This is a genomic window from Bordetella genomosp. 10, assembly GCF_002261225.1.
Lineage (GTDB): Bacteria > Pseudomonadota > Gammaproteobacteria > Burkholderiales > Burkholderiaceae_B > Bordetella_C.
Map to the genome: position 1 here is coordinate 607064 of NZ_NEVM01000005.1, position 14498 is coordinate 621561.

The 14498-nt window shown below is 67.3% G+C and carries 12 protein-coding genes; 10 read left to right on the top strand and 2 right to left on the bottom strand.

What is annotated here, in order from left to right; genetic code table 11:
* The first annotated feature begins 2 nt into the window (after positions 1-2).
* Genes CAL29_RS19040 through CAL29_RS19070 form a run of 7 tightly spaced genes read left to right on the top strand, consistent with a single transcriptional unit; the run spans position 3 to position 8541 of the window.
* Positions 3-1016: a quinone oxidoreductase family protein gene (locus tag CAL29_RS19040; protein ID WP_094854624.1), complete on the top strand. Its 1014-nt coding sequence runs from the start codon at positions 3-5 to the stop codon at positions 1014-1016.
* 40 nt (positions 1017-1056) lie between these two features.
* The gene (locus CAL29_RS19045; protein WP_094854625.1) at positions 1057-2676 is read left to right on the top strand and encodes an ABC transporter substrate-binding protein; all 1620 of its coding nucleotides are present in this window, start codon (positions 1057-1059) and stop codon (positions 2674-2676) included.
* 9 nt (positions 2677-2685) lie between these two features.
* Complete coding sequence (locus CAL29_RS19050) at positions 2686-3657, top strand: ABC transporter permease (protein ID WP_094854626.1); 972 nt, start codon at positions 2686-2688, stop codon at positions 3655-3657.
* Position 3658: 1 nt separating this feature from the next.
* On the top strand, positions 3659-4543 hold the full coding sequence (locus CAL29_RS19055) for an ABC transporter permease (RefSeq protein WP_094854627.1): 885 nt from the start codon (positions 3659-3661) through the stop codon (positions 4541-4543).
* A gap of 37 nt (positions 4544-4580) precedes the next feature.
* Positions 4581-6119, top strand: a complete 1539-nt coding sequence (locus CAL29_RS19060; RefSeq protein WP_094854628.1) for a class I adenylate-forming enzyme family protein — start codon at positions 4581-4583, stop codon at positions 6117-6119.
* The gene (locus tag CAL29_RS19065; protein ID WP_094854629.1) at positions 6116-6880 is read left to right on the top strand and encodes an SDR family oxidoreductase; all 765 of its coding nucleotides are present in this window, start codon (positions 6116-6118) and stop codon (positions 6878-6880) included. The genes CAL29_RS19060 and CAL29_RS19065 overlap by 4 nt, the downstream gene beginning before the upstream one ends.
* A 32-nt stretch (positions 6881-6912) precedes the next feature.
* Positions 6913-8541 (top strand): ABC transporter ATP-binding protein, encoded by a 1629-nt coding sequence (locus CAL29_RS19070; RefSeq protein WP_094854630.1) that lies wholly within the window; start codon positions 6913-6915, stop codon positions 8539-8541.
* 21 nt (positions 8542-8562) lie between these two features.
* On the opposite strand, the gene CAL29_RS19075 is transcribed toward CAL29_RS19070, so the two are convergent.
* Together CAL29_RS19075 and CAL29_RS19080 are read right to left on the bottom strand one after the other, a co-directional pair.
* Positions 8563-9330 (bottom strand): alpha/beta fold hydrolase, encoded by a 768-nt coding sequence (locus CAL29_RS19075; protein ID WP_094854631.1) that lies wholly within the window; start codon positions 9328-9330, stop codon positions 8563-8565.
* A 27-nt stretch (positions 9331-9357) separates the two neighbouring features.
* Positions 9358-10332, bottom strand: coding sequence for a Bug family tripartite tricarboxylate transporter substrate binding protein (locus tag CAL29_RS19080; RefSeq protein ID WP_256977855.1), 975 nt, complete (start codon positions 10330-10332; stop codon positions 9358-9360).
* A gap of 88 nt (positions 10333-10420) precedes the next feature.
* Here CAL29_RS19080 and CAL29_RS19085 point away from each other — a divergent pair, with 88 nt between their 5' ends.
* The 3 genes from CAL29_RS19085 to CAL29_RS19095 all read left to right on the top strand — a co-directional run bounded on the left by CAL29_RS19085 (position 10421) and on the right by CAL29_RS19095 (position 14481).
* A complete protein-coding gene (locus CAL29_RS19085) occupies positions 10421-11320 on the top strand; it encodes a LysR family transcriptional regulator (protein ID WP_094856748.1) in 900 nt (299 codons plus the stop codon).
* Positions 11321-11624: 304 nt separating this feature from the next.
* On the top strand, positions 11625-13043 hold the full coding sequence (locus tag CAL29_RS19090; protein WP_094854633.1) for a mannose-1-phosphate guanylyltransferase/mannose-6-phosphate isomerase: 1419 nt from the start codon (positions 11625-11627) through the stop codon (positions 13041-13043).
* Positions 13044-13104: 61 nt separating this feature from the next.
* Positions 13105-14481, top strand: a complete 1377-nt coding sequence (locus CAL29_RS19095) for an undecaprenyl-phosphate glucose phosphotransferase (protein WP_094854634.1) — start codon at positions 13105-13107, stop codon at positions 14479-14481.
* Positions 14482-14498: the final 17 nt, after the last annotated feature.

The following is a 14498-nucleotide window of genomic DNA, read 5'->3' on the forward strand; positions in this document are numbered from 1 at the left end:
TCATGAAAGCCATCGTCCTGCACGAACACGGCGCCAACGAAAAGTTGACGCTGGACCCGAACTTCCCCGATCCCAAGCCCGGCCCCGATGACGTCGTCGTCCGCGTGCGCGCCTCTTCGCTGAACTATCACGACGTCTTCACCCGGCGCGGCATGCCGGGCATACGCCTGGACTTCCCCATCGTCATCGGCCTGGACGTCGCGGGCGAAATCGCCGAGGTCGGCGCCGCGGTCAAGGACTGGAAGCCGGGCGACCGCGTCCTCGTCGACCCCATCGACCGGGTCAACGGCGGCCTCGTCGGCGAGACCATCCACGGCGGCCTGGCCGAACGGTGCCGCGTGGGCGCGCACCAGTTGATCAAGCTGCCGGACGAAGTGAGCTTTGCCGAGGCCGCCGCCCTGCCAGTCGCCTACGGCACGGCGCTACGCATGATGGAGAAAGTCGGCCAGATCCAGCCCGGCGAGAAAGTCCTGATCCTGGGCGCGAGCGGCGGCGTGGGCGTATGCGCGGTCCAGCTCGCGAAGCTGGCGGGCGCGTTCGTCATCGCCGCCGCCGGCTCGCAAGAGAAGGCGGACAAGCTGCGCGCGCTGGGCGCGGACGACGTCATCCTCTATACGGAGGAAGATTTCGCCAAGGCGGTCCATGCGCGCTATGGCAAGCCCGCGCGGCGCCGCAGCGTGCAAGGCGGCGGCGTCGACGTCGTGGTCAATTTCACCGGCGGCGATACCTGGGTGAAGTCGCTGCGCTGCCTGCGCCTGGGCGGCCGGATACTGACCTGCGGGGCCACCGCCGGCTTCGACCCGAAGGAAGACCTGCGCTTCATCTGGACGTTCGAGCTGAAGATCTTCGGTTCGAACGGCTGGGAGCGCGAAGACCTGCACCGGCTGCTGGAACTCGTGCGCAGCGGGCGGCTCAAGGTGCTGATAGACCGGCAATGGCCGCTGGAACAAGGTGCGCAGGCATTGGCGTCGCTGGAAGACCGCAAGGTCTTCGGCAAGGTGCTGGTGGGCGCATGAGTATTGCATCGAAGCATCGCATCGCCACGAAGGAAACATCATGAGCAACAAAGGCCTGTCGCGTCGCGACTTCCTGATTCGAGGCGCCGCCGGCGCGGCGCTCGCGGCCAGCCCTGGCTGGCCGTCCGCGGCTTTCGCGCAGGCGGCGCAACCTCGCCGCGGCGGCACGCTGGTGGCCAGTTGGGGCGGCCTGGAACCCCAGGCGCTGTTCGTCCCCGGCGGCGGCGGCTCCAGCCCCTTCCAGACATCCACCAAGATACTCGAACGCCTGCTGAAGCTGGACGAGAAGCTGGTTTTCCAACCCGTGCTGGCCGAATCCGTCACGCCGTCGGCGGACTTCAGGGAATACACCATCGTCCTGCGCAAGGGCGTGAAGTGGCACGACGGCGCCGATTTCGACGCCCGTGACGTGGTGTTCAACTTCCAGCAGCACTGGAAGCCCATTTCCGCCGGCATCGCCCTGAAGGCCTTGAACAAGGTGGAGGCCGCCGACAGCCACACCGTGGTCATCGCCTTCGACCGGCCGACGCCGGAGTTCTTCCTGAAGTCCATGCTGGCCGGGCAATATCAACTGGTCCTGCCGCGCCATCTGTACGAAGGCAAGGACATCATCACCAATCCTCTGAACAACACCCCGGTGGGCACCGGCCCGTGGAAGTATGGCCAGTGGGTGCGCGGCAGCCATGTGCAATACGCGCGCAACGAGAACTACTGGCGCGCGGGACGTCCCTACGTCGACAAGCTGATCATCCGCTGGTGGGCCGACCCCGCCTCGCGCGGCGCCGCGCTGGAAACCGGCGAACTGGGGCTGGCCTACTCCAACCCCGTGCCTGCCCGCGACATCGACCGCCTCGTCAAGACCGGCAAGGTGACGCTGGACACGCGCGGCTACGAGAACTCCGCCTGGACCGTCACGGTGGAGTTCAACCAGCGGCGCGACATCGTCAAGCGCAGGGACGTGCGGCAAGCCATCCTGCACGCCATCGATCGCCAGTTCATCGTGGACACCATCTACTTCGGCCGCGGCAAGCCGGCCACCTCGCCGGTCTTCAGCAGCAACACGCTGTTCCACACGGAAGACGTGCCACGCTACGACTTCGATCCCCGCAAGGCCGCCGCCCTGCTGGACGCCGCCGGCTTGCCGGTGAAGGACGGCAAGCGCTTCACGGTGAACCTGCTGGCGGCGGCATGGTTCGAGGAAAACGCCAAGCTGGGCCAGTACCTGAAACAGGCGCTGGAAGACGTCGGCATCGCCGTCAAGCTGGATTCCGCCGACCGCGCCACCGCGCTCAAGCGCATCTACGGCGATTACGACTACGACATCGCGGTCTCCAACTTCACCGCGCCGCTGGAACTGGTGCCCACCGTCACGCAGTTCTTCACCACCGACGGCATCGTCAAGGGCGCGGCGTTCCGCAACGCGACGGGTTATTCGAGCAAGGAGATGGACGACCTCGTCGGCCGCCTCGCCGTCGAAACCGACCCCGCGGCGCGCAAGAAACTGGCCGCCGATTTCGCCAGGCTGGCGTCGACCGACGTGCCCATCGTGCCGCTGGTGGAAATGCAGTCCTACACCCTGGCCGGCAAGAAGGTGCGCAACTTCACCACCGGCGCCAACGTGCAGGGCGAATCGCTGGACGACGTCTGGCTGGACGCCTGAGGCCGGCGCATGATCCTCGGTCTCATCCTGCGCCGCCTGGTCCAGGCCGTCCCGCTGCTGCTGGGCGTGGTGGTCCTGAACTTCACCCTGATCCAGATGGTGCCCGGCACCTTCCTCGACGTGATGACCGCCGAGCAGCAGGTCACCGATCCGGCGCTCATCGACCGGCTGCGCGTGACCTATGGCCTGGACCAGCCGCCGGCGATGCAACTGGTCAAGTACGTCGCGTCGGTGGCGCGCCTGGATCTCGGCTATTCCTACCGCCACAACCTGCCCGTGATCGACGTCATCCTGGCACACCTGCCGGCCACCCTGCTGCTGATGCTGGCGGCGCTGGCCATCGCCGTGGTGGTGGGCACGGCGGCGGGCATCGTCTCGGCGATGAAGGTGAACACCTGGTGGGACACCGCGGTCTCGGTCTTCGCGGTGCTGTGCTTCGCCGCGCCCAGCTTCTGGCTGGGCATCATGTCCATCATCCTGTTTTCCGTGAAGCTGGGCTGGTTCCCGGTCGGCGGCATGGTCACCATCGGCCTGGACGAAGGCTTCTGGACGCAGGCATGGGACATCCTCCATCACCTGACGCTGCCGGCGCTGACCCTGGGGCTGTTCTACAGCGCCAATTACGCGCGCGTCATGCGCGCCTCGATGCTGGAGGTCAGCCGCATGGACCACGTGCGGACGGCATACGCGAAAGGCCTCAAGCGCGGCGCCGTGGTGCTGCGGCACGTCGCGCGCAATGCCCTGCTGCCGGTGGTGACCTTGTTCGGCCTGCAATTGGGCGCCGTCATGGGCGGCAGCATCGTGGTCGAGGCCGTCTTCAGTTGGCCGGGCATCGGCGGCGTGCTGTTCGACAGCGTCATGAGCCGCAACTACCCCGTCGTGCTGGGCATCCTGGTCCTCAGCTCGGCGGTGGTGATCCTGGCCAATATTCTCGTCGATATCCTGTATGCGCGGCTCGACCCGCGCATCAAGGCGCGCTGATATGAATCGCACCGTCACCCTGCCGCCGGCGCACGTCCCGCGCCGCCGCCGCGCGGCCCCCTTCCTTTCCCGCTTCGCCCGCAACCGCGGCGCGCTGGCCGGCGCCATACTGCTGCTGATCGTGCTGGCGCTGGCGCTGTGCGCCGGCCTGCTGTATCCGGGCGACCCGCTGCGCATCGTGGCGGCACCCGAGACGTGGCCTTTTTCCTCATGGCGCTATCCCCTGGGCACCGACGCGATGGGCCGCGACATCGCGGCGATGATCGCGCACGGCGCGCGCGCCACCCTGCTGATCGGGCTGGTCGCGGCCGCCACGGCGACCGCCATCGGCGTGACGGTCGGCGCGGCCGCCGCATGGATCGGCGGCTGGACGGAAGAAGCGCTCATGCGGCTGACCGAGCTGTTCCAGATCATCCCCAACGTCGTCTTCGTGCTGACCATCGTATCCGTGCTGGGCCCGCATATCGGCAACATCACGCTGGCGGTCGGCCTGGTGTCCTGGCCGCCCATCGCCCGCCTGACCCGCGCCGAGTTCCTCTCCTTCAAGGAGCGCGAATTCGTCCAGGCCTGCCGCGCCGTGGGCCTGAGCCCCCTGCGCATCGTGTTCGGGGAAATCCTGCCCAACGCGCTGCCGCCGGTCATCGTCATGGCGTCGCTGGTGGTCGCCGGCGCCATCCTCTACGAATCCGTCGTGTCCTTCCTCGGCCTGGGAGATCCCAACGTCGCCAGTTGGGGGCGCATGGTGGGCGAAGGCCGCAGCCTGATCCGCTCTTCCTGGTATCTGTGCGCGGTGCCCGGCGTGGCCATCATGCTGGTCGTGCTGGCGCTGAACCTGGTCGGCGACGGCTTGAACGACGCCTTGAACCCGAAGCTGCGCAAGCGCTGAAACCGGTCTTCCGAAACCCCATCCTCCACGCATCATCATGGCTGACTCCCTCTACAACCTCGGCGACCTGAACGACCCCGCCCTGCCCCTGGACATTCCCGCCATCGCCGACCTGCGCAACGGCGAGCCGCCCCGCACCTACAGCCACGCCGAAGCGCGCGCCCTGGCGGGCGGCGTCGCGCGGTGGCTGCAAGGCCAGGGACTGCCGCGCGGCGCCCGCGTGGCCATCGCCTCGCTGAACCGGGCGGAATACCTGATCAGCTACTTCGGCATCATGCGCGGCGGCTATGTGGCGGTGCCCATCAACATCAAGCAGCCGCGGGAGACCTTGGACTACGTCCTGCGGGACGCCGGCATCGCCCTGGCCTTTACGGACGGACCGCGCCGCGAGGCCTTCGCCGCCAGCGTGCCCGTGGTGGATTTCGACGACGACGGCCCCGACGGCTTCGCCGCGCGCATCGCGCCCGCGGATTTCGCAAGCGTGCGGCCCGCCGCCGACGAGGTCGGCCAGATGCTGTACACCTCTGGATCGACCGGCAAGCCCAAGGGCGTCCCGCTGACGCATGCCGGCCAGCTATGGGCCCTGCGGGCCACGTCGCAGCCGCGCCCGCCGGAACAACAGCGCTTCCTGCTGGCCCAGCCGCTGTTCCACATGAACGGCCTGTTCATGGCGAAGCGCGCGTTCGCCATGCACGCCCTCCTCGTCATCCTGCCCGCTTTCGACGTCGACGCCTACGTCGATGCGCTGGAGCGCTACCGCATCAGCATCCTGACCGCCGTGCCGACCATGTTCGCCCGCATCGTCAAGGACCCCGCGCGCCTGCGGGGCCGGGATTTTTCCGCCCTCAAGCGCGTGATGCTGGGGTCGGCGCCCATGACGCGGGATCTCCTGCGGCGCATCCGCGACGCCTTTCCCGGCACGCAGTTCAGCCACGGGTACGGCACCACCGAGGCGGGCCCCGCCGTCTTCGGCCCGCACCCCGACGGGATTCCCACGCCTGACCTGGCGCTCGGCTATCCGCTCGATCCCGCACAGGTGCGCCTGGCGGACGGTCCCAACGCGGACGAAGGCGTGCTGCTGATGCGCAATCCCGCCGTGCTGTCGGGCTATCACAACCTGCCGGAGAAAAGCGCGCAGGTGTTGAAGGACGGCTGGTACGACAGCGGCGACGTCATGCGGCGCGACGAGAACGGTTTCTTCTACTTCGTCGGGCGGGCCGACGACATGTTCGTCTGCTCGGGCGAGAACATCTATCCGGTGGAGGTGGAAAAACTGCTGGAGCGCCATCCCGATGTCAGCCAGGCCAGCGTCGTGCCCCTGCCGGACGAGGAACGCGCCCACGTCCCCGTGGCCTTCGTGGTGCGCCGCGCCGGCAGCGAGCTGGACGCGGACGCGCTCAAGCGGTTCGCCCTTGCGCATGGGCCGGCCTATCAACACCCCCGCCGTTTCCACTTCCTGCCGGAACTGCCCTGGGCCGGGACGAACAAGGTGGACCGCAATGCCCTGGCGCGCCTGGCGCGCGAACTCGAGGCCACGCAGGCCTGGAACCGCAATGAAAAGGAGGTCTCCGCATGAGCCGATTCGAATTGACCGGAAAGATCGCCCTCGTCACGGGCGCCAGCCGCGGCATCGGCCGCGCCATCGCGGCGGCGCTGGCCGAACAGGGCGCGCGTGTCGTCATCCACTACAAGCAGGCCGGCGCCGCGGCCGAATCGCTGGCCGCGGAGATCCGCGAGCGCGGGGGCCAGGCCTGGACCGTGGCCGCGGACCTTGCCGCGGCGGACGGATACGACGTGCTGGCGACGGGCCTGGCTTCCATCCTGCGCGACGCCGGCGCCGACGCCTTGGACATCCTGGTGAACAACGCCGGCGTGGGCCTGCGCGCCCGCATCGCGGACGTGAAACCGGAGGACTTCGACCGGGTCCTGCAGGTGAACCTGAAGACGCCCTTCTTCCTGATCCAGAAACTGCTGCCCGTGCTGCGCGACGGCGGCCGCATCGTCAATATCTCCTCGATGGGCACCCGGGCCGCCTATCCCGAGATGAGCGTGTATGCGCCGGCCAAGGCGGGCCTGGAAGCCTTGACGCTGCTGCTGGCGGCGGATCTCGGCGCGCGCGGCATCACCGTCAATGCCGTGCTGCCCGGCGCCACCGCCACCGACCTCAACACGCGGGCGCGCGACCCCGAAACGGCCAAGGCCATCGCGCGGACCGTCGCCCTGGGCCGCGTGGGCCAGCCCGGCGACATCGCCGACATCGTGGCCTTCCTGGCCAGCGACGCCGGACGCTGGGTGACCGGCCAGCGCATCGACGCCACCGGCGGCCAGCGCCTCTGAGCGCCCCCATTTCTCCTGAACCACGCCCTGCCATGACCGCCCTGCTTTCCATCCGCAATCTCACCGTCGCGCTGCCTGCCGGCGCCGACCGCCCACACGCGCTCGCCGACGTCGACCTGGAGGTGCGCGCGGGCGAGATCCTTTGCGTGGTGGGCGAAAGCGGCTCCGGCAAATCGATGACCGCCGGCGCCATCATGGGCTTGCTGCCCGAAGGCGTACAGGCCTGCGGCGGACGCATCGTCTGGGAAGGCGAGGACTTGCTGGCGGCAGGCCCGGAGCGTCTGCGCCGGCTGCGCGGCAAGGAAATCGGCATGATCTTCCAGGAGCCGATGACCGCGCTCAACCCCTTGCGCACCATCGGCGACCAGATCGCGGAGGTGTTCCGCGCCCACACCGCGTTGCGGCGCGGGGAAATCCAGGCGCGCACCCTGGCGCTGCTGGAATCGGTGCACATTCCCGATCCCGCCGCGGCCGCGCGCGCCTATCCCCACGAATTGTCGGGCGGCCAGCGGCAGCGCGCCATGATCGCCATGGCGCTGGCCCTCGAACCCAGGCTGCTGATCGCGGACGAGCCGACCACGGCGCTGGACGTGACGACACAGGCGCAGATCCTGCACCTGATCCACGACCTGCAACGGCGCAAGGGAACGGCGGTGCTGTTCATCACGCACGACTTCGGCGTGGTCGCGGAGATCGCCGACCGGGTGGCCGTCATGCGGCAAGGCAGGCTGGTGGAAATGGGCGCCGCCGACGCCGTCCTGAACCATCCGGCCGACGGCTATACGCGCGCGCTCATCGCCGCGGTGCCGCCGCTGCAACCCGCCACGCGCGAGCAGGCCGGCAACCCGCCGGCCGCGCTGGCGATCGCGGGCTTGTCCAAGACCTATGGCAAGCGCCACTGGCTCAAGCGCCATGCGCGCGTGACGCACGCGGTGAAGAACGTGTCGCTGACCTTGCCCGCGGGCCGCACCCTGGGCATCGTGGGCGAAAGCGGGTCCGGCAAGTCGACCCTGGCCCGCAACGTGCTGGGGCTCCTGACGCCGGACGCGGGCGAGATGCAGGTCTACGGCGAGACCGTGAACCTGAAGCATGCCGCCGATCGCCGCCGTCACGCGGCGCGGGTGCAGATGGTCTTCCAGGATCCGTATGGATCGCTCAACCCCCGCCATCGGGTGGGCGACATCGTCACGCAGGGCCCGCTCGCGCATGGCGTGCCGCGCCGGCAGGCCTGGGACAAGGCGCGCGAGCTGTTCGAGCTGGTGGGGCTGGGCGCCGACGCCCTCGACCGTTATCCGCACGAGTTCTCCGGCGGCCAGCGGCAGCGCATCGGCCTGGCGCGGGCGCTGGCGATGGAGCCGAGGATACTGGTCGCCGACGAACCGGTGTCGGCACTGGACGTCTCGGTGCAAGCCCAGGTCCTGGCGCTGCTGGCCCGCCTGCAGGCGCGGCTGAATCTTTCCATCCTGTTCATCACCCACGACCTGCGCGTGGCCGCGCAAGTCTGCGACCGGATCGCCGTCATGAAAGCGGGAGAAATCGTCGAACAGGGCGACAGCGCGCGCATCTTCCGCGCCCCCAGCCATCCCTATACCCGGGCGCTGCTGGCGGCCGTGCCGGGCCGCCTGTGGACGCCGCAAGGCAACGCGCAGCAGGTGGCCTGACGCTTCAGTCGTGGAGGCTGTTCAGTCCTGGAGGCTGGACAGCCACGCCAGGATCATTTCACACGCCAAGCCGCCGCTGCGCTCCTGCATGATGTTGTGGCCGGTATCGGCAAGGACGATGGCGCTGCCGCCGTACAGCGGCGCCAGTTGCATCGCGCCCGGCACGTCGGTGGCGTCCCGCGCGCCGGAAATGGAGAGCACCGGGCAGCGGATCCTGGCGGCGTCGACCACGGCGCGCCCGCCCGACGTGTTCAATGCGCCCGGCGATTCGGGAATCAGCCGGCGGATGGTGGCTTCCACCACGTCGGCGCTCGCGCTATGGAAATAGCGCTCGCGGGCCTCCTGGGCGATGCGCACCACGGGACGATCGGGGGGAAGCAGGCCGCGCCGCGTTCCCAGCGCCGCCGGCCCCGCGCTCGCCACCAGGACCAGCGCGCCGCAATCCAGTTGCTGGGCCGCCAGTTGCGCCGCGATGCCGCCCAGGCTATGGCCGATCAGGCAGGCGCGCGTCAAGCCGAGCGCCTTGCAGGCCTGCACGATATCCGCGCAATAGTCGTCGACGCTCAACGCGCAGAATTCGGCATCCGGCATCGGCCATGAGTCGCCGTGGCCACGCAGCGACAATGCATGGGCCGCGTAGCCCGCCGCCGCGAAAGCGCGCATCCAGGACTCGAATACCCACCAGTCCTGCCCGCCGCCGTGAATCATCAATACATTGCCGCGCGCTTCCCGCCTGAGGGGAAGGCTGCGAATACGCAGGAGGCCGGCCTCCTTGACCATGAATTCCATCACATTCGTCCTGGCGTCACCGCGCCGTCATTCCGCCTTGATCCCTGCCGTCTTCACGAACGTCGACCAGAACTTGACCTGCTGCGCGACGTAGGCGCTGAACGCCTCGCCGCCCATCGGTTCCTCGACGAAGCCCAATTCGGACAGGCGGTGGATGACTTCCGGCTTCTTCTGTACGTCCAGCGTTGCCTGCACGAGTTGCTCGCGTATGGGCGCCGGCACGCGGGCGGGCGCGAACAAGCCCATCCAGGACGTCATGTCGAAGTCGGGAACGCCTTGTTCCTGAATGCTGGGTATGTCCGGCACGCTGGGCCAGCGCTCGCGCGAGGTCACCCCCAGCGCGATCAACTTTCCCGCGCGGACGTGGGGCAGCAGGTCCGGCAGGTTGGCGAAACTGAGCTGCACCTGGTTGCCGAGCAGATCGGCCAGCATCGGGCCGCCTCCCTTGTAGGGAATATGCACCATGTCCGTGCCGGTCCGCTGCTTGAAAAGCTCCGCGCTCAGGTGCGGCGTCCCGCCTATGCCCGACGAGCCGTAGCTCAGCTTCCCGGGGTTGGCTTTCGCATAGGCGATCAATTCCGGCACCGACTTCACGCCCAGCGACGGATGAACGACGAGCAGATTCACCAGCTTGCCGGTATGGGCGATGGGCGCGAAATCCTTCAAGGGATCATAAGGAAGATCGGGATAAAGCCCCGCGCTGATGGCCTGCGTGGAAATATTGCCGAACAGCAAGGTGTACCCGTCCGGCTTCGCGCGCTTGGCCTGCGCCGTTCCTATGGTCCCGGCCGCGCCCGCGATATTCTCGACCACCATGTTCCCGCCGAGCGCCTGGGCCAGCGCTTGCGCAATGATGCGTCCATTCGCGTCGGTGGTGCCGCCGGGAGGGAAAGGCACGATCATGCGCACGGGGCCGGCGGGATATTTGTCGGCGGCCTTGCCGGGCAAGGTCCAGGCCAGCGGGAGCAGTCCCAATGCGCGAATCGCCGCGCGTCGGTGCATAGTCAACACGAGTCTCCTGAATAGTCTTGGAAGCATGCGCCGGCCCTTCCTTCAGACGGCCTCGCGCTTCCATCGGCGGGTAGTGTCCATGGAAGCACCGCCTCGACCAAGTCTGTTTGGCTATCCCGGATCGCTGGCCGAGGCCGCGCGCCGCCAATCGCTGACGCCGGCGGCGATCTCCCAGCAGATCAAGGCGCTGGAACGGGACATCGGCGTCACGCTCCTGCGGCGCGCCGGCCGGACCATGATGCCCACGGCCGCCGGACATCGTTTGCTTTCGAGCGCCCAAGCGCTGTTGCGCGAGGAAAGAGCGCTGCTCAATCTGGCCCATAGCGACACATCCTCAGGGGATTTGCGCTTGGGCACCATCAATACCGCCTTGCACGGGTTCCTGCCGGCCGCCCTGGGGCAATTCAATGCCGCGCATCCCCATGTCCGCGTCTTCATCCAATCGGGAACGACGCAGAATCTGGTGCAAGCATTGCGCGACGAGGTCATCGACGTCGCGGTTTGCCTGCACCCGTCTTTTCGCTTGCCCAAGTCGCTTAGCTGGGCCCAGTGGCGCGAGGAACCGCTCATCGTGCTGGCCCCCGCGCGGCTGGCGAAACAGCGCCCCCTGCAACTCCTGCGGGAGCAACCATTCCTGCGTTACGACCGCTCCCTGGGCGGCGGCCAGCAGGCCGAACGTTTCCTGCGTGACAACGACATCGCGCCACGGGAGCGATTCGAATTGAGTTCCCTGCTGGCGATCGCCTTGATGGTGGATCAAGGGCTGGGCGTCTCGTTGGTGCCCGACATCGACTCGCCGCTCCTGCACGGCTTGCGCATCGCCCGCTTGCCGGTCCCCGCGCCCCAGGCATTGCGGCGCTTCGGCGTGCTCTGGCATCGATCGGGACGCCGTTCCGACGTGGTCGAGGCATTCGTTCTCGAAGCAAACACGGCGCTCGGGACAGGCCATGAGGGCCGCGAAATTCCGACATCCACGTAATGGAAGATTACGGAACAGCATCATTGCAAAACCGAAATGTTCCGTGGCCCTGCCTATAGGCCCCATACGGATCAGCAAGGGAAAACGGCGGGGCTGGCAGGCCCGTTCATGCCCCGCTGAAGCAGACTATTTTTTGTATTACTTCTACTTAAATTTCTATATATAAATACCCATTGTGGCGATAGCGGTTACGTAGAATGGTTCATCGAGTTGATGTACGAAAGGCTTGGATTCCAGGCGCAGTGCTCAACGAACCGTACCCGCGCCGCAACAGTTGACGGTCGTGGTTCGCGAGGGAGTCCAGATGTCGAGTACTCCGCTGAAGCTGCGCTCCGTGCTGTTGGTTGGTGGCTCGGGCACCCGTTTATGGCCGTTGTCGCGGCTTGGCTACCCCAAGCAATTTCTGCCTTTGCTGGGAGATGTTTCGGCATTGCAGGCCACTTGGGAACGTGCTTCCCCGCTGGACGAACTTCCTCCGATCTTTGTCGCCAATGAAGCGCATCGCTTCATGGTGGCGGAGCAATTGCGCCAGATTGGGCTGCGCGAGCCGTCCATCCTGCTTGAACCCGTGGGCCGCAATACCGCGCCCGCCATCGCGCTGGCTGCCCTGCTCGCCACCGCAGACGGCGAAGATGCCTTGCTGCTGGTGTTGCCTTCCGACCATGCCGTGACCGACGGCGAGCGTTTCCGCGCGGCCGTGCGCGTCGCCCGCGGTGCCGCCGAGGCGGGCCGTCTGGTGACATTCGGCGTGCGGCCGGCCTATGCGGAGACGGGATACGGCTACATACGCGCCGGCGCCGCGCGGGACGGCGTGGCTTCTGTCGAGGCCTTCGTCGAAAAGCCGGACGCCGCCACTGCAGAGCAGTATCTCGCTAGCGGCCAGTATTTCTGGAACAGCGGCATGTTCCTGTTTCGCGCCTCGCGTTATCTGCAAGCCCTCCAGGCGCATCGGCCCGACATCCACGCCGCCTGCCGCGCCGCCATGGCCGGCCTGCGCCGCGACGGGGATTTCCTGCGTGTGGAGCAGGCCTCCTTCACCGCATGCCCGTCCGATTCCATCGATTACGCCGTCATGGAGCGCGACGCGGACGTGGTCATGGTGCCGCTGGACGCGGGCTGGAGCGATATCGGCTCCTTCGCCTCGCTGTGGCAACTGGCGCCGCACGATGCCGACGGCAACGCCTTGCGCGGCGACGTGTTGGCCGAGGACTGCCACGACGTGTACGCCTACGCCAGCCAGCGGCTGGTGGCCTTGCTGGGCGTCGATGACGTCGTGGTGGTGGAAACCGCCGACGCCGTGCTGGTGGCCGCCCGCGACAAGGTGCAGGAAGTCCGGCGCATCGTCGCCCGGTTGAACGCCGCGAAACGGCCTGAAGCGTCGGCGCACCGGATGATCTATCGCCCATGGGGCAGCTACGATTCGATCGACCGGGGCGACCGCTTCCAGGTCAAGCGCATACGCGTCGCGCCCGGCGCCCGCCTCTCGCTGCAGATGCACCATCACCGCGCCGAACACTGGATCGTGGTGACCGGCACCGCGCGAGTGACGCGCGGCGACGAGATTTTCCTGCTGACCGAAAACCAGTCGACCTATATCCCCCTGGGCGTCAAGCATCGGTTGGAGAACCCGGGCTCGATAGACCTGGAATTGATCGAAGTGCAATCGGGCCCCTACCTGGGCGAGGACGACATCGTGCGGTTCGACGACGTCTACGGCCGCTGATCCCCCAATTCTCGACATCATGCTCTCGCCGGCGCCCCCTACCCGTCCACATCGTTCCTTCATGGCCCTCGTCGGGCTGGTCTGCGCCCTGCTTAATGGCGGCGCTTTCCTTATCCTGGCGGGCGTGCACGGCATCGATTCGCCGGTATTCCTCAGTTGGGTGCCGGCCATCCTGGCGGCCAGCGCGTTCTACGTCTACTCGCGTTTCACGCTGCTGATCAGCGCGCGCAACATGTGGTGGATGCTGGGCCGCGGGATCATGCGCTGGTTCAACGTGCTCTTCCTCGGCGTGGCCGCTCTCTTCTTCCTGCCCCGCGCCCATACCGATCCAAACTGGCTGCGCATGTTGACGCTGCAATGGGCCGCGGTGGCGCTGCCCTTGCAAGTGCTGGGCCTGTTCTGCCTGCGGCGCGTGGCCTATCGCATCAACAACTCGCCGGCGAGCCGGCGTTCCGCCGTGTTCTTCGGCATGGGCCCCGAGGCCCGCAAACTGGCCATGCGCTTGCAGCGTTCGCCCATCCTGGGCATTTACGTGGCGGGCTATTACGCGGATGAACCGGTGGCGCCGTGCGACGGCGAATCGTCCGTGCCCAAATACCTGGGCCGCTATCCCGACGCGATTTCGCACATCGAAGCGGGCGAATTCGGCATGGCTTTCGTGACGCTGGACGACGAGAAGGAAAAGCCGATGACCGCCGAACTGATGAGCCGGCTCTACGACTCCACGTCGGCCATCTACCTGATGCCAGAGTCGCCGTTCCTGGACGAACTCACCGCCACCAGCGCGGATATAGCGGGCGTGCCCTTGCTGGCGCTGCACGAGACCCATATGGTGGGCCTGTCGCGCAGCATCAAGCGGGCCATGGACCTGGTGCTCGGCGGCGCAATGATCGTGCTGCTATCGCCCGTCATGCTGACCGCGGCGATCGCCATCAAGCTGGACTCGCCGGGGCCCGTGATCTTTCGCCAGAAGCGCTATGGCGAACGCGGACGGCCCATCACGGTGTTCAAGTTCCGCTCCATGACCGCCAGCGCGGGCAAGGAAGCCGACGGCTCCCTGCGCCAGGCGCAAGTGGGCGACAGGCGCGTGACCCGTGTCGGCCGCTTCCTGCGCAAGACCTCGCTGGATGAATTGCCGCAGCTCTTCAACGTGATAATGGGCACCATGAGCCTGGTCGGGCCGCGCCCGCATGCCGCCGAGCACAACGAACTGTACCGTCGAATGATCCGCGGCTATATGCTCCGCCACAGCGTCAAGCCGGGCATCACCGGCTGGGCGCAGATACACGGCCTGCGCGGCGAAACCGATACCCCTGAAAAGATGCAGCGCCGGGTGAAATACGACCGCTACTACATCGCCAACTGGTCGCTGCAGTTGGACCTGAAGATCCTGGCCCGCACGGTACTGGTGATTCTCTGGGATCGCAACGCGTATTGACCGGGCGACGGATGACG

Bases quoted from the DNA above. Each gene is read 5' to 3' on its own strand.
- CAL29_RS19040 (WP_094854624.1), top strand. From the start codon at position 3: ATGAAAGCCATCGTCCTGCACGAACACGGCGCCAACGAAAAGTTGACG.
- CAL29_RS19045 (WP_094854625.1), top strand. From the start codon at position 1,057: ATGAGCAACAAAGGCCTGTCGCGTCGCGACTTCCTGATTCGAGGCGCC.
- CAL29_RS19050 (WP_094854626.1), top strand. From the start codon at position 2,686: ATGATCCTCGGTCTCATCCTGCGCCGCCTGGTCCAGGCCGTCCCGCTG.
- CAL29_RS19055 (WP_094854627.1), top strand. From the start codon at position 3,659: ATGAATCGCACCGTCACCCTGCCGCCGGCGCACGTCCCGCGCCGCCGC.
- CAL29_RS19060 (WP_094854628.1), top strand. From the start codon at position 4,581: ATGGCTGACTCCCTCTACAACCTCGGCGACCTGAACGACCCCGCCCTG.
- CAL29_RS19065 (WP_094854629.1), top strand. From the start codon at position 6,116: ATGAGCCGATTCGAATTGACCGGAAAGATCGCCCTCGTCACGGGCGCC.
- CAL29_RS19070 (WP_094854630.1), top strand. From the start codon at position 6,913: ATGACCGCCCTGCTTTCCATCCGCAATCTCACCGTCGCGCTGCCTGCC.
- CAL29_RS19075 (WP_094854631.1), bottom strand. From the start codon at position 9,330: ATGGAATTCATGGTCAAGGAGGCCGGCCTCCTGCGTATTCGCAGCCTT.
- CAL29_RS19080 (WP_256977855.1), bottom strand. From the start codon at position 10,332: ATGCACCGACGCGCGGCGATTCGCGCATTGGGACTGCTCCCGCTGGCC.
- CAL29_RS19085 (WP_094856748.1), top strand. From the start codon at position 10,421: ATGGAAGCACCGCCTCGACCAAGTCTGTTTGGCTATCCCGGATCGCTG.
- CAL29_RS19090 (WP_094854633.1), top strand. From the start codon at position 11,625: ATGTCGAGTACTCCGCTGAAGCTGCGCTCCGTGCTGTTGGTTGGTGGC.
- CAL29_RS19095 (WP_094854634.1), top strand. From the start codon at position 13,105: ATGGCCCTCGTCGGGCTGGTCTGCGCCCTGCTTAATGGCGGCGCTTTC.